General features: G+C 67.2%; 25 protein-coding genes. 17 read left to right on the forward strand and 8 right to left on the reverse strand.

What is annotated here, in order from left to right; translation table 11 throughout:
- Positions 1-268: 268 nt before the first annotated feature.
- The 10 genes from ACLBXX_RS03320 (at position 269) to ACLBXX_RS03365 (ending at position 9,040) form a co-directional block, all read left to right on the forward strand.
- A complete protein-coding gene (locus tag ACLBXX_RS03320; RefSeq protein ID WP_447656822.1) occupies positions 269-643 on the forward strand; it encodes a type IV pilin protein in 375 nt (124 codons plus the stop codon).
- Positions 644-730: 87 nt separating this feature from the next.
- Positions 731-1,129, forward strand: coding sequence for a type IV pilus modification PilV family protein (locus ACLBXX_RS03325; protein WP_447656823.1), 399 nt, complete (start codon positions 731-733; stop codon positions 1,127-1,129).
- Positions 1,126-1,665, forward strand: a complete 540-nt coding sequence (locus ACLBXX_RS03330) for a type II secretion system protein (protein WP_447656824.1) — start codon at positions 1,126-1,128, stop codon at positions 1,663-1,665. Before ACLBXX_RS03325 ends, ACLBXX_RS03330 begins: the two co-directional genes overlap by 4 nt.
- Positions 1,653-3,266 (forward strand): hypothetical protein, encoded by a 1,614-nt coding sequence (locus tag ACLBXX_RS03335; protein ID WP_447656825.1) that lies wholly within the window; start codon positions 1,653-1,655, stop codon positions 3,264-3,266. The genes ACLBXX_RS03330 and ACLBXX_RS03335 overlap by 13 nt, the downstream gene beginning before the upstream one ends.
- 3 nt (positions 3,267-3,269) lie before the next feature.
- A complete protein-coding gene (locus ACLBXX_RS03340) occupies positions 3,270-4,151 on the forward strand; it encodes a prepilin peptidase (protein ID WP_447656826.1) in 882 nt (293 codons plus the stop codon).
- 28 nt (positions 4,152-4,179) lie between these two features.
- Positions 4,180-5,202 (forward strand): type IV pilus biogenesis protein PilM, encoded by a 1,023-nt coding sequence (gene pilM, locus ACLBXX_RS03345; protein ID WP_447656827.1) that lies wholly within the window; start codon positions 4,180-4,182, stop codon positions 5,200-5,202.
- Complete coding sequence (locus ACLBXX_RS03350; protein ID WP_447656828.1) at positions 5,199-5,846, forward strand: hypothetical protein; 648 nt, start codon at positions 5,199-5,201, stop codon at positions 5,844-5,846. The genes pilM and ACLBXX_RS03350 overlap by 4 nt, the downstream gene beginning before the upstream one ends.
- On the forward strand, positions 5,843-6,502 hold the full coding sequence (locus tag ACLBXX_RS03355; RefSeq protein WP_447656829.1) for a hypothetical protein: 660 nt from the start codon (positions 5,843-5,845) through the stop codon (positions 6,500-6,502). Before ACLBXX_RS03350 ends, ACLBXX_RS03355 begins: the two co-directional genes overlap by 4 nt.
- Positions 6,503-6,507: 5 nt before the next feature.
- The gene (locus ACLBXX_RS03360; protein WP_447656830.1) at positions 6,508-7,803 is read left to right on the forward strand and encodes a type IV pilus twitching motility protein PilT; all 1,296 of its coding nucleotides are present in this window, start codon (positions 6,508-6,510) and stop codon (positions 7,801-7,803) included.
- 1 nt (position 7,804) lies between these two features.
- A complete protein-coding gene (locus tag ACLBXX_RS03365; protein ID WP_447656831.1) occupies positions 7,805-9,040 on the forward strand; it encodes a type II secretion system F family protein in 1,236 nt (411 codons plus the stop codon).
- A gap of 85 nt (positions 9,041-9,125) precedes the next feature.
- Here ACLBXX_RS03365 and ACLBXX_RS03370 read toward each other — a convergent pair whose 3' ends face one another.
- A complete protein-coding gene (locus ACLBXX_RS03370; RefSeq protein ID WP_447656832.1) occupies positions 9,126-10,793 on the reverse strand; it encodes a GspE/PulE family protein in 1,668 nt (555 codons plus the stop codon).
- An 86-nt stretch (positions 10,794-10,879) separates the two neighbouring features.
- Here ACLBXX_RS03370 and ACLBXX_RS03375 point away from each other — a divergent pair, with 86 nt between their 5' ends.
- Together ACLBXX_RS03375 and ACLBXX_RS03380 are read left to right on the forward strand one after the other, a co-directional pair.
- Complete coding sequence (locus ACLBXX_RS03375) at positions 10,880-11,968, forward strand: YihY/virulence factor BrkB family protein (RefSeq protein WP_447656833.1); 1,089 nt, start codon at positions 10,880-10,882, stop codon at positions 11,966-11,968.
- Positions 11,965-12,732 (forward strand): NAD(P)H-hydrate epimerase, encoded by a 768-nt coding sequence (locus ACLBXX_RS03380; protein ID WP_447656834.1) that lies wholly within the window; start codon positions 11,965-11,967, stop codon positions 12,730-12,732. Before ACLBXX_RS03375 ends, ACLBXX_RS03380 begins: the two co-directional genes overlap by 4 nt.
- A 25-nt stretch (positions 12,733-12,757) precedes the next feature.
- Here the strand turns inward: ACLBXX_RS03380 and ACLBXX_RS03385 are convergent, their stop codons facing one another.
- The 4 genes from ACLBXX_RS03385 to glgP form a co-directional block, all read right to left on the reverse strand.
- On the reverse strand, positions 12,758-13,132 hold the full coding sequence (locus ACLBXX_RS03385) for a hypothetical protein (RefSeq protein WP_447656835.1): 375 nt from the start codon (positions 13,130-13,132) through the stop codon (positions 12,758-12,760).
- Positions 13,133-13,207: 75 nt separating this feature from the next.
- Positions 13,208-13,939, reverse strand: a complete 732-nt coding sequence (locus tag ACLBXX_RS03390) for a glutamine amidotransferase (RefSeq protein WP_447656836.1) — start codon at positions 13,937-13,939, stop codon at positions 13,208-13,210.
- A 147-nt stretch (positions 13,940-14,086) separates the two neighbouring features.
- On the reverse strand, positions 14,087-16,606 hold the full coding sequence (locus ACLBXX_RS03395; protein ID WP_447656837.1) for a rhamnogalacturonan lyase: 2,520 nt from the start codon (positions 16,604-16,606) through the stop codon (positions 14,087-14,089).
- A 145-nt stretch (positions 16,607-16,751) separates the two neighbouring features.
- Complete coding sequence (gene glgP, locus ACLBXX_RS03400) at positions 16,752-19,304, reverse strand: alpha-glucan family phosphorylase (protein WP_447656838.1); 2,553 nt, start codon at positions 19,302-19,304, stop codon at positions 16,752-16,754.
- 133 nt (positions 19,305-19,437) lie between these two features.
- Here glgP and ACLBXX_RS03405 point away from each other — a divergent pair, with 133 nt between their 5' ends.
- Together ACLBXX_RS03405 and ACLBXX_RS03410 are read left to right on the forward strand one after the other, a co-directional pair.
- Positions 19,438-19,665, forward strand: a complete 228-nt coding sequence (locus ACLBXX_RS03405; RefSeq protein ID WP_045299024.1) for a hypothetical protein — start codon at positions 19,438-19,440, stop codon at positions 19,663-19,665.
- Positions 19,655-20,323: a CYTH domain-containing protein gene (locus ACLBXX_RS03410; RefSeq protein ID WP_447656839.1), complete on the forward strand. Its 669-nt coding sequence runs from the start codon at positions 19,655-19,657 to the stop codon at positions 20,321-20,323. Before ACLBXX_RS03405 ends, ACLBXX_RS03410 begins: the two co-directional genes overlap by 11 nt.
- Before the next feature lie 56 nt (positions 20,324-20,379).
- Here the strand turns inward: ACLBXX_RS03410 and lpdA are convergent, their stop codons facing one another.
- Positions 20,380-21,777: a dihydrolipoyl dehydrogenase gene (lpdA, locus tag ACLBXX_RS03415; protein WP_447656840.1), complete on the reverse strand. Its 1,398-nt coding sequence runs from the start codon at positions 21,775-21,777 to the stop codon at positions 20,380-20,382.
- Positions 21,778-21,787: 10 nt separating this feature from the next.
- Positions 21,788-22,468 carry a copper resistance protein CopC gene (locus ACLBXX_RS03420; protein WP_447656841.1) on the reverse strand — a complete coding sequence of 227 codons (681 nt, stop codon included), beginning with the start codon at positions 22,466-22,468 and terminating at the stop codon, positions 21,788-21,790.
- A gap of 104 nt (positions 22,469-22,572) precedes the next feature.
- Here ACLBXX_RS03420 and ACLBXX_RS03425 point away from each other — a divergent pair, with 104 nt between their 5' ends.
- Positions 22,573-22,974 carry a hypothetical protein gene (locus tag ACLBXX_RS03425; RefSeq protein WP_387138414.1) on the forward strand — a complete coding sequence of 134 codons (402 nt, stop codon included), beginning with the start codon at positions 22,573-22,575 and terminating at the stop codon, positions 22,972-22,974.
- A 40-nt stretch (positions 22,975-23,014) separates the two neighbouring features.
- On the opposite strand, the gene ACLBXX_RS03430 is transcribed toward ACLBXX_RS03425, so the two are convergent.
- Positions 23,015-23,365 (reverse strand): hypothetical protein, encoded by a 351-nt coding sequence (locus ACLBXX_RS03430; protein WP_447656842.1) that lies wholly within the window; start codon positions 23,363-23,365, stop codon positions 23,015-23,017.
- Positions 23,366-23,531: 166 nt separating this feature from the next.
- Here ACLBXX_RS03430 and ACLBXX_RS03435 point away from each other — a divergent pair, with 166 nt between their 5' ends.
- A complete protein-coding gene (locus ACLBXX_RS03435) occupies positions 23,532-24,035 on the forward strand; it encodes an FHA domain-containing protein (RefSeq protein WP_056367077.1) in 504 nt (167 codons plus the stop codon).
- Positions 24,035-24,727, forward strand: a complete 693-nt coding sequence (ftsR, locus tag ACLBXX_RS03440; RefSeq protein WP_310249566.1) for a transcriptional regulator FtsR — start codon at positions 24,035-24,037, stop codon at positions 24,725-24,727. Before ACLBXX_RS03435 ends, ftsR begins: the two co-directional genes overlap by 1 nt.
- The last annotated feature ends 69 nt before the right edge of the window (positions 24,728-24,796 follow it).

A 24,796-nucleotide genomic window follows, 5' to 3' on the forward strand; every position in this document is an offset into this window, starting at 1 on the left:
GAGTGCCCGAAAGAGCCAGTACCCAACTCGCGGCCATCACCTCCGGCTGAGGCTTTCCTGAGGCAACCCAGCATGCACCTACATTGACATTTGCGGGGGGAATCTCGGATGCTCTTCTGTGGGAGGGGATTCACGCACAGCGCGTGTGTCTCAAACCCAGCTCTAACAGAGACTGGGACGTGTTACTGGGGTGTTTGAGACCGGGCGCTTTTGCGCGCCCCGGTCGGTTAGAGCTGACCTTTCAACTCACACTGGGGAGAGACGCGCCATGCGTGCAACTATCAAGAACTACATCGATGCGGCGAACCGCCGTCGCGAGGAAGAGGGCGAAGAAGGCTTCTCCCTCATCGAGCTCATCATCGTCGTCGTGATCCTGGGCATCCTCGTTGCTATCGCGATCCCGATCATCGGCAACCTTCAGCACACCGCGCTTGTGAACGCAACCGCGGCTGCGGCGGCGAACGGTGCGACCTCGGTGGCCTCGGCGATTGCCAACGACGAGACGCTTCCTACTGCTGCCGACCTCGACAACGACGAGTTCACCTTTGAGATTGTGGGTGACACTCTCGACGACCTGTGCGTGACGGCCACGAGCGTAGACGACGCCACCGTGGAGGCGTCGAGCGGCACGGGCTGCGGCTGATAACCAGCGCGGGGGTCGGAGGCTTCTCGCTTCCGGCCCTCGTGGCATGATTAGGTCGGGAATTCTGCCACTTGGGGAGGTGGGCGGATGAGGGATCACAGCGCTGGCGACGCGGGGTTTGGCCTCGCTGAGGTGATCATCGCGTTTTTTCTGTTGGGTTTGGTTGCGATCGCGATCTTGCCTGCCCTCTTCAACGGCATCGCCTATTCTTCACAGCAGTCGTCGACGGCGACGGCTACGCGGGCGCTCAACTCGCAAATCGAGAGGCTGCGCAACACGACGAACGTCGCGTGCGCAGACCTGCAGGCAGCCGTGGTTCCTGGCACAACGACCGAGGACGGTCGCGGCGGCACTATCACCATCACCGGACCACCGCCAGCATGTACGTCCACCACCCACCTGCAGGCTGTAGCCCTCACGCTCACGGCGACGGCGGAGAGCGGGACGAAGCTGGCAACTGTGACAGCGAAAATTTACCTGCCATGATGACTCGTAGCCGCGCTCTTCGAGAAGACGACAACGGGCTTTCCCTTATCGAACTCATCATCGTCGTCATCCTCCTCGGGATCCTGGCCGTCACCATCGGCACGATCCTCGCCAACTCGTGGCGTGCTCAGAGTGATGTGACGACCACGACGGCCGCGACCAACAGAGGCCAACTGGTGGGCCAGAGTGTCGAGCGTGCTGTTCGGAACGGAGTGGCGCTTCGTGTCACGGATGGCGGATCCACGCTATGGGTGCGCACCGAATATGCCGGCGACAAGCAGTGTCAGATGTTCTGGGTGTCGTCCGACGGTGGCCTGCACATGGCGTCGGCTTCGACCGGATCTGCTCTGCCATCGCCGCCGGCTTGGGCGACAGATGTGACGAAGGTATCTGGAGTGGCCGCCTACTTCACATTGTCGAGTTCCAATACCGTCGACTACGCATTCAACATCGGGACGGATGCGGCTCCCGTAAAAATCAGCGGATCAGTATCGCTGCGCACTTCTCCTCAAGGAGGGGGATCATGTTGGACATGAAGTTGTCGCACCGCAATGGTGACGGAGATGCGGACGATCAGCAGGATGGCGTCGCGCTGGTAATGGTGCTGGTTGTCATGCTGGTCGGGTTCGTGATCGCATCGCTCGTCGCCGCGAGCGTCCTCTTCACTTTCAAAGCCAACGAAACCAATCTGAGTCAAACGCAGGCGTATGTCGCGGCGGAGTCGGGGCGCGATGCCATGCTCGCCGCGGTGATGGCGAACGGTTGCACCAAGTCAGTCGCGGACTCAACGAATCCGACCTACCGAAACGTATCCGCACTATTCGGAGTCGACGCAGCGCACCTTACCGATTCTTGCCTGAGCACGACTAATAGCGCGACGATTCAGATTACCTCAACCGGCGTCGGTCCCGATGGCGATTCCACAACTGTGGTGGCGCTTTACCAGAGGCTCGCGACATACACCAATCAGCCCGGAGGCTCCCTTGCATACTTTTCGGGGACTTTCAAGCTGACGAAGTCCACTTACTTGGGTGATGTCGTCATCCGCGACGGAAACTATGCGTGCAACAGCGACTCGACGATCAACGGTGATCTGTGGGTTCCGCGCGGGAGCGTCGTGCTTAGTCAAAGCTGCAACATCACAGGGAGTCTTTATGCCCGCGACTCCATCAACGTAGGTGGACCGAAGATCACCATCGGAACAACGGGGGTAACCGGATCGGGTGATGTCGTCTCGCAGAACGGCTCGATCACGATCGACACGAACAACGGCAACATCCTCGGGAACGTTTTGTCGGGGGGAGCAGTGGTCCTCTCTAAGGGGACCGTGAACGGCAACGTTAAGGCGAAGACGACGATCACCGGGACGGGTGCGACAGTCAACGGAACAAAGACTGCCGCGGTCGTGCCCTCGCCGGCGGTGTTCAACCCGACGCTCGAAGCCGTCTATCAGATGACGAACTGGCTTGATCTCGGCGCAGACCCGGCCCTGTGGGGCACCGATGTCCAATGGACGACTGTCGCTAACTCTCCGACGAACTGCAAGGCGAACATGACGGCGAAGCTTCAGGAGGCGCTCGGCACCGGGAAAACGCGCTACGGCATCGATTACCGCGCCTGCACGACAGAGGTCGCCGTCACGCTTAACGCAGGAAACATCCAGAACGATGCGGTGTTTCTCGTGCCCGCTGCGGTGGAGATGAACGTGACGGTTGGCGGGTCGCTCACGGCCGTCGGCGCCACCAACACCCCGCAGCTCTTCGTGATCCACGCGGATGCTGCGCCCACCACGGCAGGCCCGAACTGCGGGCCGTCGCCTACGTACCCAGTCGATGAGCTGAACCTGCCCGGCAAATCGAGCACGCTGTCGCCCTACCTCATGATTTATTCGCCTTGCGGGCTCGATAAGGTGCCCAATTCCTCCAGCTCGGTGTCCTTCACGGGCCAGTTCTACGCTGCCGACAACGAGACCACCACGAATCACTGGGTACAGCCGGAGTTCACGTGCCGCTCGATGGCGTGGGCGCCCCTGATCAACCTGGGGTGCTACATCAAGGATGCCACCGGAACTGGCGATGACGGCACCATCATCACGACGATTCAACCGCCGTCGCGCGTCTCGCAGATGGAGCAGTAGCCGTTGAGTATCGTCGTCGCCTTCCTCGTCATCGTGGCGGGGGTACTTGGCCTCCTCATCGGGTCATTCCTCAACGTCGTCGCTTACCGGGTGCCGGCGAAGATCTCGCTGTTGCGCGAAAGTCGTTGCCCGCACTGCGACGCGCCGATCAAGCCGTGGCAGAACATTCCCGTGGCCTCCTGGATCATGCTTGGCGGCAAGTGCGCCAAATGTGGTGCGCCGATCTCAGTGCGCTATCCGATCGTTGAGGCGGTGACCGGAGTCGCTTTCGCGGTGGTCACTTGGTGGGGTCTCGCGGTGTACTCCTGGGGCCCTGATGTTTCGTCCGGATCGCTCCTCGCGCGCTCGACGATCGGTGGTGTCAGCGCGGTCGAAGCATTGGCACTCGGGATCGCGATTGTCGCGTTTCTTTATTTCACTTCGATCTCGATCGTGCTGACGCTCATCGACCTCGACACACACCGACTTCCGAATAGCATCGTGCTGCCGAGCTACCTGGTGGCGGGCATCCTCTTCACCATCGCGGCTTGGCTGACGACTGCCTGGAGCGCCCTGGCCGTCGCAGCGATCGGCATGGCAGTGCTGTACCTGTTGTACTTCCTGATGCGCGCGGTGCGGCCGGGCGGTATGGGTGGGGGAGACGTCAAGCTGGCGGGCGTCATCGGGATTTATCTCGGATGGCTCGGTTGGGGTGCGCTCGCTGTGGGCGCATTTGCCGGCTTCCTTTACGGGGGCGTGTTCGGCATCGTCCTTATGCTTCTCCGGCGAGCTGGACGCAAGACCGCCATCCCGTTCGGGCCCTGGATGATCCTCGGGGCCTGGACTGGAGTTTTTGCCGGCGAAGCCGTCGGCCGTTGGTACGTGAATCTCTTCGTCGGCGCCTGACGTCGACACTTTGGGGGAAGGGGAAACCATGGCAAAGTCGGTCGTTGGGCTGGAGGTGACGGAGGAGAGCGTCCGCGCTGCGGAGATCTCACTCGGTCGCAGACCCCAACTCATCGCATACGGCGAGGTGCCGCTGCCACCCGAGGCAGCGCGTGACTCGGAGGTGCTCGACTCTGGCGCGGTCGCGGTCGCGCTGCGGCAGCTCTGGACCGGCGCAAGGTTTAGGAGCAAGGACGCGGTCCTCGGTGTCGCGAGCCGTCGAATCCTGGTGCGCGAGTATACGACGCAGGCAATGCGGCCGGATCTCCTGCGCGAAGCGCTTCCGTACCAGGTGCAAGACCTCCTGCCGGTGCCCGCGAGTCAGGCGGTGCTCGACTTCTTCCCGCTGTCGCAGGACGGGGATCAGGTGTCCGGTTTGCTCGTCGCCGCGGTTTCCGAGAACATCGAGCAGATCATCTCGACCCTCGCCAAGGTAAAGGTGCGGGCCCAGGCTGTCGACCTCGCCGCGTTTGGCCTCGCACGCGTCACGGCGCCGCTCGCCTCAGCCGAGGAGACCGTGGCGACCGTGAGCATCGGAGACCACACCACGCAAGTGGTCATTTCTCGCGGCGGCGTACCGCTGTTCGTCCGTCTATTGCCCATTGACGTAGCGACCGGCTCGACCCGTCGCCACAGCGCAGAGATTGCCGAGCCTGAGCTCGAGCTCGCCGCCGCCGGTAACGGCGTGGGGGGTGGGCTCACCAGCCGCACGCGCGGTGCGATTCGGGCATCGACCCCGCCGGGTGTGTCCGACCTGGCTGCGCGTCTCCGTAGCACGCTCGCATTCTTCGGTAGCCGCGCGAACTCCGTCGCGCTGGCACGCGTCTTCGTCACGGGTGCTGGAGCCGCGGTCGAAGGAATCTTGCCGGCTCTGGGCGCAGCCATCGACATCCCAATGAGTGTGGTGTCTGTCGGCGATGTGATTTCGATGTCGACTCCGCCACCCGCGGGCGAAGTCGCGCTCAACCTCGTCGGCACTGTGGGCATCGCACTTGGCGAGGTCGGAAAATGACCGCCATTCCGGTGCCCTTCTCAGGAGCGCCCCGCGTAGACCTCATGCCGCGTAGCGAGGTTGCGCGCCGAGAGCGGGATCAGCTCGTTCGACTGTGGGTGTGGCTCGTGCTTGGTGCGATCGTGGTCGCTGTACTGATCATCGGCGGCGCCTTTGCATTCAAGTACTTCGCCGATCAGCGCCTTGTCGCTGAACAGGCTCGCACGAGCGCGCTGCTCACCGAGATCGCGTCACTGTCGGACGTGAGCCAGGCGCTCTCCACGGAGTCGGAGCTGACGGCGTACCGCACCGATGCAATGGCGACCGATCTCGCTTGGACGCCTGTGATCGACAAGATCGCAGGTGTGCTTCCCGCCGACACGGCCATCACGGGCGTCGACCTCACGGTCGGGGGCGCGCCACAAGGTGACGACCCGGCGCTCGAACAGGGGTTGGTCGGCACCGTCACTTTCGACAGCCCGACGCCGATCGACATTGTGCCGCTGATCCGGTCGCTGCGCGGCGTCGAAGGAGTGCTGTACGCAGATGGGCAATCAGTGACTACGAGTCCAGCAACCGGGGGGCGGTACACCTACCTACTGACCGTCCAGTTCGACCAGAGCGTCTACTCGAATCAATACGCGCCTGAAGAAGGGACGAAATGATGCCCAAGCACATCGTCACCGCGATCGGCCTCGTCGTCTCGCTCGGTGTAATCGCGCTCGGAGTCTTTCTCGTGGCACTGCCGCTCTACTTCCAAGCCGTTGCGGTGGATGGGCAAACGGCGACCGTTGCGAGCACCAATGAGCTCTACCAAGCTCAGGTCGACACCCTCACCGCGCAGCAGGAGAACCTCGACGAGATTAACGCAAACGTTGGCGCCCTGCGCTCGCAGATTCCGGCCAACGGGCAGCTCGACGACGTGTTTGAGGTCGTGGGTCACGCGGCTGAGGCGTCCGGAGTGCTGATAACGGCAGTCACCGCTGGCGAGCAGGTGGGATACACGCCTCGCACCGGCGCGTCCAGCGATGACGCGGTTGCCGCGGACCCGACCCCCGCGGCGGAAGCGGATGCAGCCGCGAACACCTCGGCCGTAACGCCGACGGCACCCACGACCGATGCCGCCTCAGCAGGGCGCCAGCAAGTCGACTTCGTCATCAGCGCTACGGCCGCGGACATCGCTCAGGCGACGGTATTCCTCGATGCGCTCCGCGCAGGGCCGCGCCTGTTGAACAGTGTCACGGCGACCATGGGTCCGAGCGGAGGAGGCGGCATCGACGTCCAGATCTCGGCTCTGACGTACGTCGACGCGGACAGGTGAGAATGATGGAGACACTCGACTTCGAAACGCTCCTCGCCCGCGGGGCGCGCCACCGCGCGTCGGACGTACACATCACTGCCGGCGCACCGCCGCTGCTTCGCGTCGACGGTGATCTCGTCCCTGTGCCGGGCCATACAGAACCGCTATCCGACGAGTGGGTCGAGCGCACCGCGTTCGAGTTGATGACCGACGGGCAGCGCAGGGAGTTCCTCGCTCATGGCGAGGTCGACCTGGCGCATTCGACCCCGGGCATCGGGCGGTTCCGTACTAACGTCTATCGCCAGCTCGGTTCGATCGCAATCGCCCTGCGGTATATCCCAGACCGGGTGTACTCGCTTGAGGAGTTGGGTGCTCCCGCGATAGCGCGCGACCTCGCTCTTCGTCCCCGGGGGCTCGTCCTGCTCACTGGTCCCACCGGGTCCGGTAAGTCGACGACGCTCACTGCGATGGTCGACATCGTAAATCAACTCGTTCCGGCGCACATTGTCACGATCGAAGATCCGATCGAGTTTCACCATCAATCCAAGCGCGCGCTCGTTCATCAGCGCGAGGTCGGACGCGACACGAACTCGTTCGCCGAGGCGCTCCGCCGCGTGCTGCGCCAGGACCCCGATGTGATCCTCATCGGTGAGCTTCGCGACCCCGAGTCGATCTCCACCGCGCTCTCCGCGGCAGAGACCGGTCACTTGGTGCTTTCGACTCTTCACACACAGGGCGCCGCGAAGAGCATCAATCGCATCATCGACGTATTCCCGGCAGACCAGCAGCACCAGATCCGCACCCAGCTCGGCGACACCCTGCAGGGCATTATTAGCCAGACGCTGTTGCCGCTCGCTCAGGTCAACGGGCGCACCATCGCAACCGAAGTACTCATCAACACCCCGGCCGTTGCGAACATGATTCGCGAGGGACAGGTCGCGCAGATCTATTCTGCGATGCAGGCGGGTTCCGAGATCGGGATGCACACGCTCGACCAGGATCTTCGGCGCCTTGTGGCCGAAGGCACGATCGCACGTAACGTTGCGATGGACTTCGCCGTCGACCCGAAGAGCCTTGACGGCGTCTACATCAAGCCGCGCGATCTCGACGCGGAGGAGTGGGCGCACCATGCTGGCGAATGGCGCCAAGGCGAGACGGCGGCCTCGGTCCCCGCCAGCGCCACTGCCGGCACAGGCATCGGCATGGGATCACGGTTCGGCACGCCCACCGTAGGCGGCCGAGTCGACCCGACAGCGAGAGATGTCGAGTGGGGCGGCGTCGACGATCTCGAGGCGTGGGCCGCCTCGAACGAGGAGAGCTGAGATGGCCGTCGTTCAGGAGTTCGTCTACCGGGCGGTCGATCCCCGCGGCGGGTCCGTCGTCAAAGGAACGATCGAGGCTGCGAGCGAATCGGCGGTCGCCGGGAAGCTCAAGGCTCAGGGGCTCACGCCGCTCGAAGTGACGCTCAAGTCCAGCACCGGGCTAAACCGCGAGATCAAGCTGCCGGGCGCAACGAAGACCGTATCGGCTCGCAACCTCGCTGTCTTCTCCCGACAGATGGCAGGGCTCATCAACGCAGGACTCCCATTGATGCGGACTCTTGCAATTCTGATCGAGCAGACGGCCGACAAGAGGCTTCAGCCCGCTCTTGTGCAGGTTCAAGCCGACGTCGAGGCAGGTTCCTCGTTCTCCGCGGCGCTGGCTCGGCATCCGCAGACGTTCCCGCCGCTCATGCTCAGCATCATCAAGGTTGGTGAGACGGGCGGCTTCCTGGGGAGCGCGCTCACGTCGATCGCAGACAACTATCAGCGCGAAGCAGAGTTGCACAACAAGATCCGCGCCGCAGTCACGTACCCCGCGATCGTGCTGGTGATTGCAATCATCGGTGTGCTGGTCATGGTCACATTCGTCGTTCCCGTCTTCAAGGGCATGTTCGAGAGCCTCGGCAGTTCGCTGCCGCTCCCGACACAAATCCTTGTGAACATCTCGAACAACATGTGGTGGGTCATACCTACCATCGTTGTTGTCGTGCTCGCCCTCGTGATCTGGTGGAGGGCGAACCGCCACACCGAGCAGTACCGCCGCTTCTTCGACCCGATCAAGTTGAAGATGCCGGTCTTCGGCAAGCTCACGACGAAGATCGCCGTCGCGCGCTTTGCGCGGAATCTCTCGATGATGCTCAACGCCGGCGTGCCGATCATCCAAGCTCTTGGCATCGTCGGGCAGGCATCGAACAACTGGAAGATCGAGCAGGCCGTTCGCGATGTGCAGGAGTCGATCCGCCAAGGTCGTACGTTCGCCGCGCCCTTGGCCAAGGCCGAGGTATTCCCGGCGATGGTGCCGCAAATGGTGTCCGTTGGCGAGGAGTCGGGCACGCTCGTCGAAATGCTTGCGTCGATCGCCGACTTCTATGAGGACGAGGTCGAGACCGCGACGTCGCAGCTTTCGTCCACGATCGAGCCGATTCTTATCGTGGGCCTCGGCATCGTGATCGGCAGCATGGTCATCTCGCTCTATCTGCCGATCTTCACGCTGTACGGCGAGCTCGCAAAGCAGTAGGGCGGGAAGCGCGTCATCTTCGCTTGCGCAAAGGGCCGTGTCGCCGCCGTTTTGCGCGAGCGAAGGACGCGGGCGCCCACGCGCGTCACACGGTGACCCGCAGCACCTCTTCAATAGTCGTCAGCCCCTGCGCGACCTTCGACCACCCGTCCTCGCGGAGCGAGATCATCCCCTGCTCGATCGCTACCTGACGGATCTCCGACCCCGTCGACCGCGTCACCACCAGCGACTCGATCTCGTCGCTCAGCGTCATCACCTCGTGGAGCGCCACACGCCCGCGGTATCCGGTGCCGCTGCAGGCGGGGCATCCCACCGCCTTGTACAGCTCGGGCACGTCCGCCGGGTCGTGCGGAAATCCCAGCGACCGCAGCACCTCACTCGGCTCCACCAGCGGCTCCCGGCACCGCATGCACAGCCGCCGCGCCAACCGCTGTGCGATCACGGCCGACAGCGCCGTCGCCACGAGGAACGGCTCGCACCCGATCTCGGTAAGCCGGGTCAAAGCAGAGGGCGCGTCGTTCGTGTGCAGCGTCGACAGCACCAGGTGCCCCGTCAAGGCGGCCTCGATAGAGATGTTCGCCGTCTCGAAGTCGCGGATCTCACCGACGAGCACGACATCCGGGTCCGACCGCAGGATCGAGCGCAGCGCCGTGGAGAACGTCAGGCCCGCGCGGTTGTTCACCTGCACCTGATTGATGCCGGCGATGCGGTACTCGACCGGGTCCTCGACCGTGATGACGTTGATCTTGGGGTTCGCGATCGCGCGAAGCGCCGTGTAGAGACTCGTCGACTTGCCCGACCCCGTCGGGCCGGTCGCGAGGATCATGCCGTGCGGCTTCGTGATCGCCTCGCGGAACCGCTTCTCGTTCGTGCTCGAGAACAGCAGGTCGCGCATCGTCATGACCTGGCCCGTGTTGTCGAGGATTCGCATGACGATCTTCTCGCCCCACACGGTGGGAAGCGTCGCCACGCGGAGGTCGACGGTGCGGTTCTCGTGCGTCACCGAGAGGCGGCCGTCCTGCGGCTTGCGCTTCTCGGCGATGTCGATCGACGACATGATCTTCAGGCGCGAGATGATGCCGTCCTGGATGGCACGGTCGGCCTTCTGCATCTCGTGCAGCACGCCGTCGATGCGGAACCGCACGGTCAGCTGCTTCTCGCCCGGCTCCACGTGGATGTCGCTCGCACGGTCGTTGATGGCCTGCGCGATCAGCAGGTTCACGAACCTGACGATGGGGGCGGTGTCGTCCTGCTCCTCGAGGCTCTCGGTGAACGCGGCCTGGTTGGACTCGCTCGACTCCTCGATCGTCATCGAGAGCTCGCTGAGCTCTTCGTCCGAGCGCAGGAACCGCTCGAACATGTTCAGCAGTGCGTCTTCGGCGACGACCACAGGCTCAACGAAGAGATCCGTGATCGAGGCGACGTCGTCGAGGGCGACGATGTCGGTCGGGTCGAGCACCCCGACAGTCAGGCGTTCGCCACGGCGGTCGACGGGGATGAGACCGTACTTGCGGCACAGGTTGCCGGGCACGAGCGCGACCACGTTCGGGTCGAGCGGCATCTCGGCGAGGTCGACGTAGCGGTGGCCGGTGTGCAGGGCGATCGCCTCGGCGACCTGTCCTTCTGTGACCAGCTTCGAGCTCACCAGCAACCGCTGCAGCTCCGGACCTTCGCCCACCTGAGCGAGGGCGGCCGACATGTCGGCAGCCCTGACTGCTCCGGTGAGCACCAGCGTCTGTGCAAGACCTCTCACGGCAACACCCCTATCCCCAGGGACATACTATGTGGCGCGCGTCAACCCTGGGCTGCCCGTCCGCGCGCGCTCGATAAGGTCGTGCCATGGCGGACCTGATTGCGAAGCTGACGGCCTGGGCACTCTCGATCCGACCCGTGCGCGTCTGGTTCCACTACCTCGAACGCCGCGGTCCCATGCTCTCCGACAGCATCACGTACCGGTCGCTGTTCTCGGTGTTCGCCGGAGTCCTCCTCGGCTTCTCCTTCGCCTCGATCTGGCTCGCCGACAACCCCGCCGCGTGGCAGTCGTTGATCGATGCGGTGGATGCTGCGATCCCGGGCCTGCTCGGAACAGACGGCGACGGCCTCATCGACGTCTCCACCATCGAAGCCCCTGCCGGTCTCACGGTCGCCGGCATCCTCGCGCTCGTCGGTCTCTTCGGCGCGGCGATCGGCGCCATCGGGTCGCTGCGCGTCGCGCTGCGCTCGCTCGCCGACAAGGTGCACGACGACGTGTTCTGGATCTGGGTGATCCTGCGCAACCTGCTGCTCGCCATCGCGATCGGAGGCGGATTCGTGCTGTCGGCGGGCGCGACGTTCATCGGCACGACCTTCGTCGGGGCGGCGCTCGACTGGCTGGGGGTCAGCCACAGCGGGCTGGCCGACTTCGTCACGCGCAGCGTCTCCATCGTCGTCGTGTTCCTGCTCGACATGGCGATCGTGGCGGTCGCGTTCGTCTCGCTCAGCGGCGTCAAGGCGCACGCCGCGTCGCTGTGGTCGGGTGCCCTGATCGGAGCGGTCGGGCTGACGGTCCTCCAGCAGCTCTCGACCCTCTTCGTCGCCGGTGCGAGCGCGAACCCCCTGCTGGCCTCGTTCGCATCGCTCATCGCCCTGCTCCTCTGGCTGAACCTCTCGGCGCAGGTGATCCTCCTCGCGTCGACCTGGATCATCTTGAGCGAACGCCAGCGCGTCGACCGCGTGCGGGAGCGCTTCGGGTCCCCGACATTCGCCTTGCGACGCGTGCGTCAGGCGGAGGATGCTGTGCGCGTGGCCACCGAAGAGCTCGAGCACGCGCGCGCCGACGCCGAGCGCGAGAAGATCGCCGAGCAGAAGCGCAAGGCGAAGGAGCAGGCCGGCGACCACGACGCTTCCTCAGATGAGGAGCGCGTCTCCGACAAGGCCGACCGCACATGAGCGAGCGCGTTCCGACGTTCACCGCCGACCAGGTGCGTGCGGCGGAACGCCCCCTGCTCGACGCCGGAGTTCCGCTGATGCGCCGCGCCGCCGCGGCCCTCGCGGATGTCGTGCGCGCCGAGCTCGCCACGCCCGAGACCGTCGTCACGCTGACCGGCGTGCTCGAAGCCGTGATCCCCGAGTCGCCGGTCGACCTGCGGCCGCGCGTGCTCGTGCTCGCCGGCAGCGGCGACAACGGCGGTGATGCCCTCTACGCGGCCGTGCACCTCTCCCGCGTCGCCGACGTCGACGTGCTGCTCGTCTCGGAACGGTTCCACGAAGCCGCCCTCGCCGCCGCGGTCGCCGCCGGAGTCCGACGCGTCGACCTCCCCGAGGTCGACGACGATCTCCGCCACTACGCGCTCGTCGTCGACGGCATCCTCGGCATCGGCGCTTCCACGGATTCGGCCCTGCGTGGCCGGGCGCGCGGCATCGTCACGGCGATCCGCGACGATCTGCGTCGAGGGGGACGGATGCCGCGGGTCATCGCCGTCGACATCCCCAGCGGTCTGCACCCCGACACCGGAACCGCCGACGACGCCGTGCTCGCAGCATCCGTCACCGTCACGTTCGGCGCGGTGAAGGCCGGACTCGTCACGGGACGCGGACCCGAGCTCGCCGGCGACGTCGTCCTGGTCGACATCGGTCTTGGTCCCGCGCTGGAATCGGTCGAGCCGGAGGGCGAGGCATCCGTCTCCCGAATCGTGACGGCGCCGACCGACTGACCGCAGGGCAGTCTGAGCGCCGCGGCTACTCGCTGTCGTCGCTGTTGCTCCCGGGGAAGTCGGGGTCGTCCTTGTGGTGTCCCCAGGCCTTGCCCTTCCCGTTGCCCGGGCCGTCCTGCTGGTCGTCGCCGTCGTCGGCCTTGTTTCCGGGGAAGTCGGGCGAATCCTTGTGGTGCCCCCACGCGTTGCCGTTGTTGCCCGGGAACGCGGGGTCGTCCTTGTGGTGCCCCCACGCCTTGCCGTTGCGCTGTGCATCCGCGGAGTCGTCCGGTGCGACGACGCTCGTCGCGGGGAGTACCCTCGCCAACGGCACACCCGACGCGACGGCCGGCACGATGATCGCGGCCGAGGCCACGACCGCGATGACAGCACCCGTGATGAGCAGCTTGGTCGAACCCATGACGCACCTCGATCTCCCCAGGCGGAGGCAGCCGGTGCGGGGAGCGTACCACCGCGGTCGCGCGGTGCGAAGGGGTCAGCGCGCGTAGCGCTCGACGAAGGTGCGGAGCATGCGGCTCGGGTGCGAGACCGCCGCGGTGCGGACGGCCGCCAGGGTCAGCTCGAGCTCGTCGGCGGCGAAGTAGCCGTAGTCGGCGTACGCGTGGATGCGCGTCGTGATGCCCTCGACATCGAGCTCGGGGTGGAACTGCGTCGCGTACACGTTCTCGCCGACCCGGAACATCTGCACCGGGCACGTCGGCGACGACGCGAGGAGCGTCGCCGACGCCGGAAGCTGCGAGATCGCCTCCTTGTGTCCGACGAAGGCGCCGAATGTCTCGGGCAGACCGGCGAGCAGGGGATCGGATGCCCCGGCCGCGGTCATCGTCACGGGCACGACGCTGATCGGCTCGGAGTAGGTGCGGTCGATCACGGCACCCTGGTGGGCGCCCAGCGTGCCGACGCCGTAGCAGGCGCCGAGGAACGGGAAGTCCCGGGCGACGACCTCGTCGAGAAGGATGCCGAACTCCTGCTCGACCCGCCTCTGGGTCGGCGACTTCTTCTCGAGCGGGTCGGACGCGTTGAACGGCCCGCCGCCCACGAAGATCCCCGACACCTCATCGAGGTCGATCCGCGGCATCGGTTCGGCCTCGAGTCGCACGCGGATGAGCTCGTCGGCGGAGAGGCCGGTGTACCGCAGGAAGAGCGCGTACTCCTCGTCGGCCGGCACGTCCTCGGCCCGGGTCGCAAGGAGGACGAACGGCTTCACCGCACCAGCCTATGCGCCCTCCTGCTGTTCGTTGAGCGAGCGAGGAACGAGCGAGACGAAACGCCTCGGACCAACGAGCAACCCCGGCCCGCACAGACAGATGCCCCGACCCGGCGCAGTGCGCCGGGCCGAGGCATCCGTCGATCCTTACTTGCTGAACTGGTGCGTCCACGTCGACACGGCACCGGCGGCGACGGCGAAGCCGGCCTTCGGGACCGCGGTGACCTGCACCTTCGAACCGGCGGGCACCTTGACCAGCGGCTTCTCGGCCTTCACGCCGTTGACGTAGTAGTCGAACGCCTTGTCGGGCGTGACGACGACGTGGTCGGAGTTCGAACCCTTCGGGTCGGTGAACTTCGGCGCGCGGGGCGTCGCCGCGGTCGTGAGCACCGGAACCTTCGCGAAGTCCATGTCGCTCGCGAAGTAGTAGCTCGTGTACGACGGCTGGTTGTAGGTGGTGTTCTGGCGGGCCACCTCGGCGCGGTACTGCACGTCGTGCATGAGCGTCGGCAGCTTGTGCGTGGTCACCTCGGTGCTCGTGTAGATGCGCAGCGCGCTCGAGTCGACGGTGCGCACGAGCAGCTCCTCGCGCCAGTCGCCGAACACGTCGGCCACGAGCGACGGGTTGCCCTTGGTGCCGTTGTTCGTGCGCGTGCCGTCGGCGGTGAGCACGGTGCCGCGGGTCCAATCCTTGATCGTCGGCGTGACCTCGAGGGCGCCGTCGACGATCTGGGTGGTCATGTCGGCGGCCCAGCGGATCGACTGGTTGGTTCCGGGAGTGGATGCTGCGAGCGGCGCGTTCGTCGCGCTCAGCAGGCCCGATCCCTCGGTGCCGTTGGGCATGCTCGCCCACACCTCGAGTCCCGGCACGTCGGCGCGCACGTCGCCGATCATGCTGCGGCCCGTGTCGCGGCCAGAGTACGCGCCGAAGAGCACCTCGCCGGTGGCGGCATCGCGCATCGCCGAGCCGTAGGGGGCGAACGTCGCACCCTCGTGCGCGGTCCAGATCTCGAGACCGGGGCGGTTCGGGTCGATGTCGGTGACATGCATCGCGTCGCCGTGGCCGAGACGCACGTTCTCGCCCGGTGCCGCACTGCCGGCAGGGAGTACGTCGAACGAGCTGTACAGCAGTCCGCCGTCGTCGTCGATGGTGGCCGAGCCGTAGACGATCTCGTGCTTGCCGTCGCCGTCGACGTCGGCCGCGCTCAGCGAGTGGAAACCCTGCGTAGTGATCGAGCCGTAGACCGGGTCGGTGCCGTCGCGACCGTGCGGGCCGTCGTTGAACGGGTTCGTCATCGGCACGTGGCCGCTGTCGACGGCCCAGCGCGTGGTGAGGTGCTCGCCGTCCCAGTCGTAGGCGTGGATCGTCGTGCGCGTGTAGTAGCCGCGCGCGAAGATCGCCGACGGGTGCGTGCCGTCGAGGTACGCGACGCCCGCGAGGAACCGGTCGACGCGGTTGCCCGGCTCGATGCGGGCCATCGCGTAGTCGCCCCACAGCAGCCCGTCGTCGTCGCGGCCGGGCTCGTAGCGCACGGTCTCGAGCTCTTCGCCGGTGGCCGAGTCGAAGACCGACAGGTACTCCGGACCGTCGACGATGAATCCCTCGAACGTCGTGAGGTCGTTGCGCGCGCTGCGGCTCGGTGCGTAGGTGGTGATGAAGTAGTCGACGAGCTCGGTCGCCGACGCCGTCGACAGCGGGTACTCGTGCGTCACGGGGATGCCGAACGCCTCCTCGAGGGTCGCCGGCCAGTTGCCCGCCACGACCTCGGGGTGCTCCGACCAGCCCTCGAACATCTCGATGAGGTGCTGACGGTAGTCGGCGGCGCTCATGCGGTAGTCGTCGGCGGCGGTGTAGCCGGCCGCGACGTCGTCGGCGAGCATCGTGATGCCGGCCTCGGTCGCGACCGTGCCGTCGGCGTTGTACCGGATCGAGGTGGTGCCGGGCGCCGTCTTGAGCATCGTCTCGGCGCGGCCGTCGCCGTCGAAGTCGTAGACCATGAACTGCGTGTAGTGCGCGCCCGCGCGGATGTTCACACCCAGGTCGATGCGGTTCAGCAGCGTGCCGTCGAGCTCGTACGTGTCGACGTACACGGTGCCCGTGTAGCCCTTCTGCGACACATCCTTCGAGTTCGAGGGGTCCCACTTCACGACGAACTCGTACGCGCCGTCGCCGTCGACGTCGGCCACCGACGCGTCGTTCGCCGAGTACGTGAACGCCTCGCCGGCGGGGGTGACGCCGTCGGCCGGCTTCTGCAGCGGCAGGTCGTAGAACCCGTCGCCCCACACCGAGACGGGGGCGGACTGCTCGCCGGTCACGTCGTTCCATGCGGGAGCGACCGTGTAGACGGATGCTGCGGACCCGTCCGCGTCGGCATAGTTCGTGCTGTCGTCGACCGTGGCGATGCGCTCGCCGTCGCGGAACACCGCGAACGACGGGCCGCTGACGCCGGTCTCGGTCGCGGGACCGGCTTCGGTCCCGAGCAGGCGCCAGCTGAGGAACACGCCCTCGCCCGTCGAGACGGCGACCAGGCCGCGGTCGAGCGCTTCGAGCTGGGCGTCGGCGGGGGAGGCCTGCTCGGCCAGCGCGGGCTGCGCCAGTCCGAGTGTGAGTGCGCACGCGGCCGAGCCGGCCACGAGCGCGCGGATAGAGGTGCTGCGGAGATTCATCTTCGAATCGCTCTCCCGAGGTTGCGGCCCGCGTGGGGACGGGCCTTCATCGTTGAAAACGCGAGGAATACGTTTTCCCGCACGACCCTAGTCAGCCACCTGCGCCCGGGTCAACGGGGTGGCCGAGGCATCCGTATGCGAAGTCCTACGAGGCGTAGGTGACGAGGCCGAGCTCCACCGGGGACACCAGCTGCGGGTGCGCGGGGCGCACGCGGACCGTGTAGCCGAAGGTGCCGGTCACGCCGAGCGGGAGGGTGCCGCTGAACACCGTCGCGCCGTCCGCCGCGGACGCGCCGGGGGAGAGGCGGTACACCGAGTGGTCGCGCGACAGCGCGTCGTCCTCGTTCGTCGCGCCGTAGAGCAGCTCGACCGCGACGTCGTCGGGCGAGAGGCCGTCGAGGCGGACGTCGGCGCGCACCTCGAGGGTGTCGCCGGCCTGCGCCTGCTGCGGGATGCCCGAGCTGTCGACGCTTGCGATCGACACGCGTCCCCACGCCTCGCGGACGCGGCTGACGAACGCGGCGACTGCGCGCGCCTCGAGGAACTCGTTCGCGCGCAGCGCGACGTCGTGCGCCGCCGCCGGCACGTACAGGCGCTGGACGTAGTCGCGCACCATGCGGTCGCTCGTCGCCTTCTTGCCGAGCTCGGTCATGGTGTGGCGCACCATGTCGAGCCAGCGGAGCGGGATGCCGCCCTCGCGCTCGTAGAAGCGCGGCACCAGCTGGTGCTCGATGAGGTCGTAGAGGGCTGCCGCCTCGTCGTCGTCGCGCTCCTCGTCGTTCGCCGCGGTGTCGGCCGTCGGGATCGCCCAGCCGTTCTCGCCGTCGTACCACTCGTCCCACCACCCGTCGAGGATCGAGAGATTGAGCGCGCCGTTGAGCGCCGCCTTCATGCCGCTCGTGCCGCACGCCTCGAGCGGGCGCAGCGGGTTGTTGAGCCAAACGTCGCAGCCGGGGTAGAGGTCCTTGGCGAGCGTGATGTCGTAGTCCGGCAGGAACACGATGCGCCCGCGCACCTTCGGGTCGCGGCTGAAGCGCACCAGCTGCTGGATCAGGATCTTGCCCGAGTCGTCGGCGGGGTGCGACTTGCCGCCGATCACGATCTGCACCGGGCGGTCCGGGTCGGTGAGCAGGCGCGTCAGCCGCTCAGGGTCGCGCAGCATGAGCGTCAGGCGCTTGTAGGTCGGCACGCGGCGCGCGAAGCCGATGGTCAGCACCTCCGGGTCGAGCAGATCCTCGACCCACGACGGGGTGTGGCCGTTGGAGACGGATGCTGCCACCCGCCGCCGCGCCTCGGCCACGAGCTCGCCCTTCATCTCCTGGCGCACGCCCCACAGCTCGGCGTCGCTGACGACGTTCCGGTCGGTCCAGTCGTGCGTGTCGGTGTGCGCGTCGCCCCACGCGCGCTCGCTCACGGCCTTGAGCGCGGGGTGCACCCAGGTCGGAGCGTGCACGCCGTTGGTGATCGACGTGATCGGCACCTCGTCGGTGTCGACGCCCGGCCACAGCATGCCGAACATGCCGCGGCTGACCTCGCCGTGCAGCACCGAGACGCCGTTGGCGTGCTGGCCGAGGTGCAGGCCGAGCACCGCCATGTTGAAGACGCCCTGGTCGCCGCCCTCCCAGGTCTCGAGGCCGAGGGAGATCGCGCGGCCGGCGTCGAGGCCCTGGAACAGGCCGCTCGAGAGGAAGTCCGCGATGAGGTCGCGCGGGAAGCGGTCGATGCCCGCGGGCACCGGCGTGTGCGTCGTGAAGACCGTGCCGGCGCGCACCTGAGCGAGGGCCTCGTCGAAGCTGAGCCCGTCGTGCGTGATGAGCTCCGACATGCGCTCGAGCCCCTGGAACCCGGCGTGGCCCTCGTTGGTGTGATAGACGTCCGGGGTGGGGCGGCCGTTCAGCTCCGACCATGCGCGCACCGCGCGCACGCCGCCGACGCCGAGGAGAAGCTCCTGCAGCAGGCGGTGCTCGCCGCCGCCGCCGTAGAGGCGGTCGGTGACGCGGCGCATCTCGTCGGTGTTCGACGGCGTCTCGGAGTCGAGCAGCAGCAGCGGGATGCGGCCGATGTCGGCGACCCAGACGCGCGCATGCAGCCGGCGGTCGCCCGGCAGGTCGAGCGCGATCTCGACGGGGGCGCCCTCGCGGTTGCGGAGGAGCGTCAGCCCGAGGCCGTACGGGTCGAGCAGCGGGTAGCTCTCGCGCTGCCAGCCGTCGTCTCCGATCGACTGGCGGAAGTAGCCCGCGCGGTAGAAGAGGCCGACACCGGTGAGCGGCACGCCCAGGTCGGACGCGCTCTTGAGGTGGTCGCCGGCGAGGATGCCGAGGCCGCCGGAGTACTGCGGCAGCGAGCCGTCGACGCCGAACTCGGGGGAGAAGTACGCGATGTGCACGGGCTTGTCGCCCTCGAGCTGCTGGAACCAGCGGTCGCCCTCGAGGTACGCGGTGAGACGCTCGTCCTCCTCGCGCACGCGGGCGACGAACTCTTCGTCGCGGGCGAGCTCGTCGAGGCGCTCCTGGCCCAGTGCACCGAGCATCCGTGCGGGGTTCGCACCGATCTCGTCCCACAGGACGGGATCCATCGAGGCGAACAGCGCGTGCGTCGCGCGACTCCACGACCAGCGCCAGTTGGAGGCGAGGCGGTCGAGTGGGGCGAGGGAAGCGGCGAGGACGGGACGGACGGTGAACGTTCGGATGGCCTTCACGCTCGCGATTCTAGGGGCAAAAGCTGGAAGCGCTTGCACCGTTTCGGTGAACGACAGTCCCGTCCGCGTGACACGGGGTGCCGTGAATCGCAAGGGAGCGGCCCGCGTCGGGTGCCGGGTCTACGCTGGCGCTATGGCAATCGCACGACTGCACGGCGGACCCCTCGACGGACAGATCATTCCGCTCGACCCGACCGTCTCCGACTCGTACATCGTCCCCTACGGCGAGGGACAGCTCGTCTACCGCCGCGAAGGCGACGAGACCCACACGGGCGACCAGGACGGGCCGACCGAGACCCGCTTCGTGTATGTCGAGGCGACCGAAGACATCGACCCGAACCCGGACGGTCGTGACGACTGATCGCACTCCCGACGTGACCGGCGGCGACGCCGGAGCGAACGGTGCATCGCACAGCGTCGAGGTCGAGCTGAAGTTCGACGTCGACGAGTCCACACCGCTGCCCGACTGGTCGACGCTTCCCGGTGTGGTGCACGTCGGCGGGCCGGAGCTGCGTCAGCTCGACGCCACCTACCTCGACAGCGACGATCTCGCGCTCGCCCACGCCGGCTACGCGGTGCGCCATCGCACCGGCGGACCCGACGAGGGCTGGCACATCAAGGGCCCGCGCGGGGCCGACGGCGGCCGCGTCGAGCTGCACTGGCCGATCAGCCCGGTGGATGAGCTCCCGGATGCTGTCGCCGACGCGGTCTCGAAGCTCGCGAGAGCGTCCGACTTCGCGCCGATCGCGCGCATCCGCAACGGCCGCACCGCCTACGCGCTGCAGGACGAGCGCGGCGGTCTCGTGGCGGAGTTCGTCGACGACCACGTGACCGCCACCGACGAGCGCTCCGGCACCGACAGGTCTTGGCGCGAGTGGGAGTTCGAACTCGGACCCGCCGCACCCGAAGCGGCGGACGAGCGCGCGGCGCTGCTCGCGGCCGCCGAAGCCGCGGTGCGGGCCGCCGGCGGCCGGGCCGCAGCATCCGATTCCAAACTCGCCCGCACCCTCGGCGCCTGAACACACGAGAACGCCCCGGACCTCCGAGAAGGTCCGGGGCGTTCCGCGTCAGCTGATCAGAGGTTGATCATGTGGCCGGCCAGGCCGTGGAAGGCCTCCTGCACGGCCTCCGACAGCGTCGGGTGCGTGTGGACGTTGCGCGCCGCCTCGAGAGCGGTGAGGTCCCACTTCTGCGCGAGCGTGAGCTCGGGGAGGAGCTCCGAGACGTCGGGGCCGATGAGGTGGCCGCCGAGCAGCTCGAGGTGCTCGCCGTCGGCGATGAGCTTGACGAAGCCGATGGGCTCGCCCAGGCCGTTCGCCTTGCCGTTCGCCGAGAAGGGGAACTTCGCGACCTTGACGTCGTAGCCGGCGTCGCGCGCCTGCTGCTCGGTGAGGCCGAACGAGGCCACCTGCGGCGAGCAGAACGTCGCGCGCGGCATCATGCGGTAGTCGCCGAGCGTCATGGTCTCGGCCTTGCCGATGGTCTCGGCGGCGACGACGCCCTGCGCCTCGGCCACGTGCGCGAGCTGCAGCTTCGCGGTGACGTCGCCGATCGCGTAGATGTGCGGCACGTTGGTGCGCATGTGGTCGTCGATGTCGATCGCGCCGCGGTCGGTGAGCTTCACGCCGGTGTTCTCGAGACCGAAGCCCTCGACGTTGGCGGCGAAGCCGATCGACATCATGACCTTGTCGGCGTCGATCGAGCCCTGGGTGCCGTCCTTGGCGGTGTAGGTCACGGTGACCTTGTCGCCCTGGTCGGTGACCGTCTCGACCTTGGTCGAGGTGAGGATGTCGACGCCGTAGTTCTTGTACTGGCGGGCGATCTCCTTCGAGACGTCCGCGTCCTCGTTCGGCAGCGCACGGTCGAGGAACTCGATGATCGTGACCTTGACGCCGTAGTTCACCATCACGAAGGCGAACTCCATGCCGATGGCGCCGGCGCCCACGATGACGATCGACTGGGGCAGGTCGCGGGCGAGGATCTGCTCCTCGTACGTCACGACGTTGCCGCCGATCTGCACGCCCGGGAGCAGACGCACCTTCGAGCCGGTCGAGATGATCGCGTTGTCGAAGGTGACGCGCTCGGTGGTGCCGTCGGCCTTCTTGACGTCGATCGTGTTCGCGTCGACGAACGACCCGCGACCTTCGTACTCGTCGACCTTGTTCTTCTTCATCAGGTAGTGGATGCCCTTGACGTGGGTGTCCGCCACCTTGCGGCTGCGGTCCCACGCGACCCCGAAGTCGAAGTGCACGTCACCCGAGATTCCGAACAGGTCGGCCTTGTGGTGGAACTGGTGCGCGAGGTCGGCGTTCTTGAGCAGAGCCTTCGAGGGGATGCAGCCGACGTTGAGGCACACACCGCCCCAGTACTTCTCTTCGATGATGGCGACCTTGAGGCCGAGCTGCGAAGCGCGGACGGCTGCGACGTAGCCGCCGGGCCCCGCGCCGAGGATGGCGACGTCGTAATGAGGCATGGTCTCAAGCCTATCGGTCGGTGGGGGGCACGGAGTCGGCCTGCGAGGTGCCGTCGGCGGGGCCGGCAGCGCCGTTCGCGAGGGCCTTCTCGCGGCGGGAGCGGGAGACCAGCAGGTAGACGACCGCGGCGATGAGCGCGAGAGCCAGCACGCCCGCGATGATCCACGGCAGCGCGCTCGATCCCTCGTCCGCCACAGGCTCGCTCGTGACCGTCGGCGTAGGCTCGGCGGACTGGGTCGGCGCCGAGGTCTCGGTGGGCGTCGGGGTCGCCGTCTCAGTCGGCGTCGGTGCGCCGGCGACGGTGAACGTGAACTCGCCCGAGATGGGGTGCCCGTCGCTCGAGACGACCTTCCACAGCACCGTGACGGCACCGGATGCCTCGCCCGCGAGCGGCTGCGTCAGCACGTTGTCCTGCGCGGTCGGTGCACCGTCGACGAGCGACGCGCCCGAGGCATCCGTCACCTCCACGACCGAAGCGCCGGCGTCGTCGGCGATCTCGGCGCTGAACGTGAGGGTCAGCTGCGCGGGGAGGGCGTCGAGCGTGCTGTCGGCCGCCGGGTCGCTGCCCAGAAGCTCGTCGTGCGCGTGGGCGGGCGATGCGGTCGCGAGGACGACGCCGAAGGCGACGAGCAGTGCGGCGAGGAATGCCCAGACCCGGGCTGGAAGCGGCTTGTGAAGAGTTTGTGACATCACCTGATCGAGCCTATCCGGCTCTTTGCTGAGGGCCTCCCGAGGTCTAGCCTGGCGATTGGCGGGCCCCCTGCCCGTCGTCCCCACGCGGAAGGATGCGGCAGATGGATCAGATGATGATGGGCGCCATGTCGAAGGACATGATGTCGATGCCCGGCATGGAGACCATGGACATGTCGGTCATGCAGGCGTGTATGGACGCCTGCTCGGCCTGCGAGCAGGCATGCACGGTGTGCTCCACGCAGATGATGTCGTGCGCTCCCGCATGCATGAACTGCGCCGACATGTGCAACACGATGATGCGCGCCATGATGCGGATGCAGGGCATGAACCCGGCGACCATGATGTCGATGCTCGACGCCTGCATGGCGATGTGCCAGATGACGATGGACGAGTGCATGGAGCACGCGGACCACAGCGAGGTCTGCAAGATGTGCGCTCAGGCGTGCAAGGCGTGCATGGACGCCTGCATGGCCATGAAGGACATGATGATGGCGATGAGCTGACGCTCGTCGCTTTCTTCTGACCGCGGTGGGCCTGCTCAGCTCAGCCGCGGAGGACGTTGAACCGCGCGCCGCCGACGGCGAGCACGTGGTAGCGCTCGTGGAGCGCGACCGGCGTGCCGGGCGTCGCGGCCGCGGCGGCGCCGGTGCCGTTCCAGAGCGCGACCGGGGTCCAGTCGGCGAGCGTTCGGACGATCACGAAGCCCGAGCGCTCGTCGGAAGCCTCGACGATCGCGTCCGCCCAGTCCGACGGCGTCGCCGAAGCGAGGCGCGCCTGGATCAGGTGCAGCGCGTGACCGGGGGCGTAGGACGAGCAGCTGTCACCGTGGTCGCACATGCACGCCGCAGCCTCGCGCACCTCGAGGGGCGGGATCTGGCTGTGCGGGCTCGACACGGTGATCTCCTTCTGGTTAACGGATCTTTGCCGGTCCTGCCAGGGTAGAAGGACCGCCTTGCGGCCCGCACGTCGAGTGACACGCGGCGAAACATTGCGGGAACGGCGAACGTCCTCTTCCGAGCGGGGGGCGATCGGATAGGCTGGCCGGACGAAGGAGGAAACCGTGGAGCACGACCGCCGACCCGATCAGGGCGACATCCGCCGGGCCGCAGGGTCTGACGCACACGAGTCCGACCGCGCCGCCGACACGACGCAGACGTTCGGCCACGACTCCGACCTGTCGTTCGTGCCCTTCGGGAGCGAGCTCGGCGAGGCCGAGCTCGACGCGATCGACGCCCTTCCCTCCGGCGCCGCCCTGCTGCTCGTCCGTTCCGGGCCCACCGCAGGCGCCCGCTACCTGCTCGATGCCGACGTCACGTCCGTGGGGCGGCATCCCGAGGCCGACATCTTCTTCGACGACGTCACCGTCTCGCGTCGCCACGCGGAGATCAACCGCACCGGCACCGCCTTCGAGCTCGTCGACCAGCGTTCGCTGAACGGCACCTACGTGAACGGCGAGCGGGTCGACAGGGCCGCGCTCACCAACGGCGCCGAGGTGCGCATCGGCAAGTTCCGCCTCAACTTCTTCGTCTCACCGGCTGACCTCTCCAGGGCGACGGAGGCCTGATGCCCGCGGCTTCCGCCCGTGACAGGGCGTCGTCCGCGGGTCTTCTCAGCATCGGTCAGGTCCTCGCGCGTCTGTCGCCCGAGTTCCCGTCACTGACCTCCAGCAAGCTGCGCTTCCTCGAGGTCCAGGGGATCATCACGCCGCTGCGCACGGAGTCGGGCTATCGCAAATTCTCGCAGGACGACCTCGAGCGCCTGCGCCTCGCGCTCACCCTGCAGCGCGACCACTACCTGCCGCTGTCGGTCATCCGCGACTACCTCGAAGACGTCGACGCCGGTCGCGATCCTGCGACGCCGACGGCCGTGCCGCCGCCGTCGATCGTGCCCGCGCCGCGCCGCTACCGCCGCGACGAGCTGCTGTCGGCCGCCGGCGCCGCGCCGCAGCTGCTCAACGACGCCATCAGCACCGGCATCCTCGCGGGCGCGGAGTCGTACACCGAGCAGTCGGTGACGCTGCTGCGCGCACTCGTCGCGCTGGACCGCCACGGCATCGAGCCGCGCCATGTCCGCGCCCTGCGGCAGAGCGCTGAACGCGATGTCGCGCTCGTGGAGTCGGCTCTCGCACCGCTGCTGCGCCGGACGGATGCCTCGTCCCGCGGTCGCGCCGGCGAGCTGGCGCCCGAGCTGACCCGTCGCCTCGACGACGTGCGCGCGATCTTCGTGCGGGCGGCGCTCGACCGCATGCTGTCCTGAGTCCGCCTCCGTCGCACGAGCTGTTCGAGGGTTTCCGGCACGCGGATCGTCGAAGTGCGCGACACGCCG

This window comes from Microbacterium sp. C23T (assembly GCF_053345975.1).

Excerpts from the sequence above, each read along its gene's own strand:
- ACLBXX_RS03320 (WP_447656822.1), top strand. The coding sequence starts at position 269 with ATGCGTGCAACTATCAAGAACTACATCGATGCGGCGAACCGCCGTCGC.
- ACLBXX_RS03420 (WP_447656841.1), bottom strand. The coding sequence starts at position 22,468 with ATGTCACAAACTCTTCACAAGCCGCTTCCAGCCCGGGTCTGGGCATTC.
- ACLBXX_RS03395 (WP_447656837.1), bottom strand. The coding sequence starts at position 16,606 with ATGAATCTCCGCAGCACCTCTATCCGCGCGCTCGTGGCCGGCTCGGCC.
- ACLBXX_RS03325 (WP_447656823.1), top strand. The coding sequence starts at position 731 with ATGAGGGATCACAGCGCTGGCGACGCGGGGTTTGGCCTCGCTGAGGTG.
- ACLBXX_RS03380 (WP_447656834.1), top strand. The coding sequence starts at position 11,965 with ATGAGCGAGCGCGTTCCGACGTTCACCGCCGACCAGGTGCGTGCGGCG.
- ACLBXX_RS03365 (WP_447656831.1), top strand. The coding sequence starts at position 7,805 with ATGGCCGTCGTTCAGGAGTTCGTCTACCGGGCGGTCGATCCCCGCGGC.
- ACLBXX_RS03355 (WP_447656829.1), top strand. The coding sequence starts at position 5,843 with ATGATGCCCAAGCACATCGTCACCGCGATCGGCCTCGTCGTCTCGCTC.
- ACLBXX_RS03335 (WP_447656825.1), top strand. The coding sequence starts at position 1,653 with ATGTTGGACATGAAGTTGTCGCACCGCAATGGTGACGGAGATGCGGAC.
- ACLBXX_RS03350 (WP_447656828.1), top strand. The coding sequence starts at position 5,199 with ATGACCGCCATTCCGGTGCCCTTCTCAGGAGCGCCCCGCGTAGACCTC.
- pilM (WP_447656827.1), top strand. The coding sequence starts at position 4,180 with ATGGCAAAGTCGGTCGTTGGGCTGGAGGTGACGGAGGAGAGCGTCCGC.
- ACLBXX_RS03405 (WP_045299024.1), top strand. The coding sequence starts at position 19,438 with ATGGCAATCGCACGACTGCACGGCGGACCCCTCGACGGACAGATCATT.
- ACLBXX_RS03360 (WP_447656830.1), top strand. The coding sequence starts at position 6,508 with ATGGAGACACTCGACTTCGAAACGCTCCTCGCCCGCGGGGCGCGCCAC.
- ftsR (WP_310249566.1), top strand. The coding sequence starts at position 24,035 with ATGCCCGCGGCTTCCGCCCGTGACAGGGCGTCGTCCGCGGGTCTTCTC.
- ACLBXX_RS03425 (WP_387138414.1), top strand. The coding sequence starts at position 22,573 with ATGGATCAGATGATGATGGGCGCCATGTCGAAGGACATGATGTCGATG.
- lpdA (WP_447656840.1), bottom strand. The coding sequence starts at position 21,777 with ATGCCTCATTACGACGTCGCCATCCTCGGCGCGGGGCCCGGCGGCTAC.
- ACLBXX_RS03385 (WP_447656835.1), bottom strand. The coding sequence starts at position 13,132 with ATGGGTTCGACCAAGCTGCTCATCACGGGTGCTGTCATCGCGGTCGTG.
- ACLBXX_RS03330 (WP_447656824.1), top strand. The coding sequence starts at position 1,126 with ATGATGACTCGTAGCCGCGCTCTTCGAGAAGACGACAACGGGCTTTCC.
- ACLBXX_RS03375 (WP_447656833.1), top strand. The coding sequence starts at position 10,880 with ATGGCGGACCTGATTGCGAAGCTGACGGCCTGGGCACTCTCGATCCGA.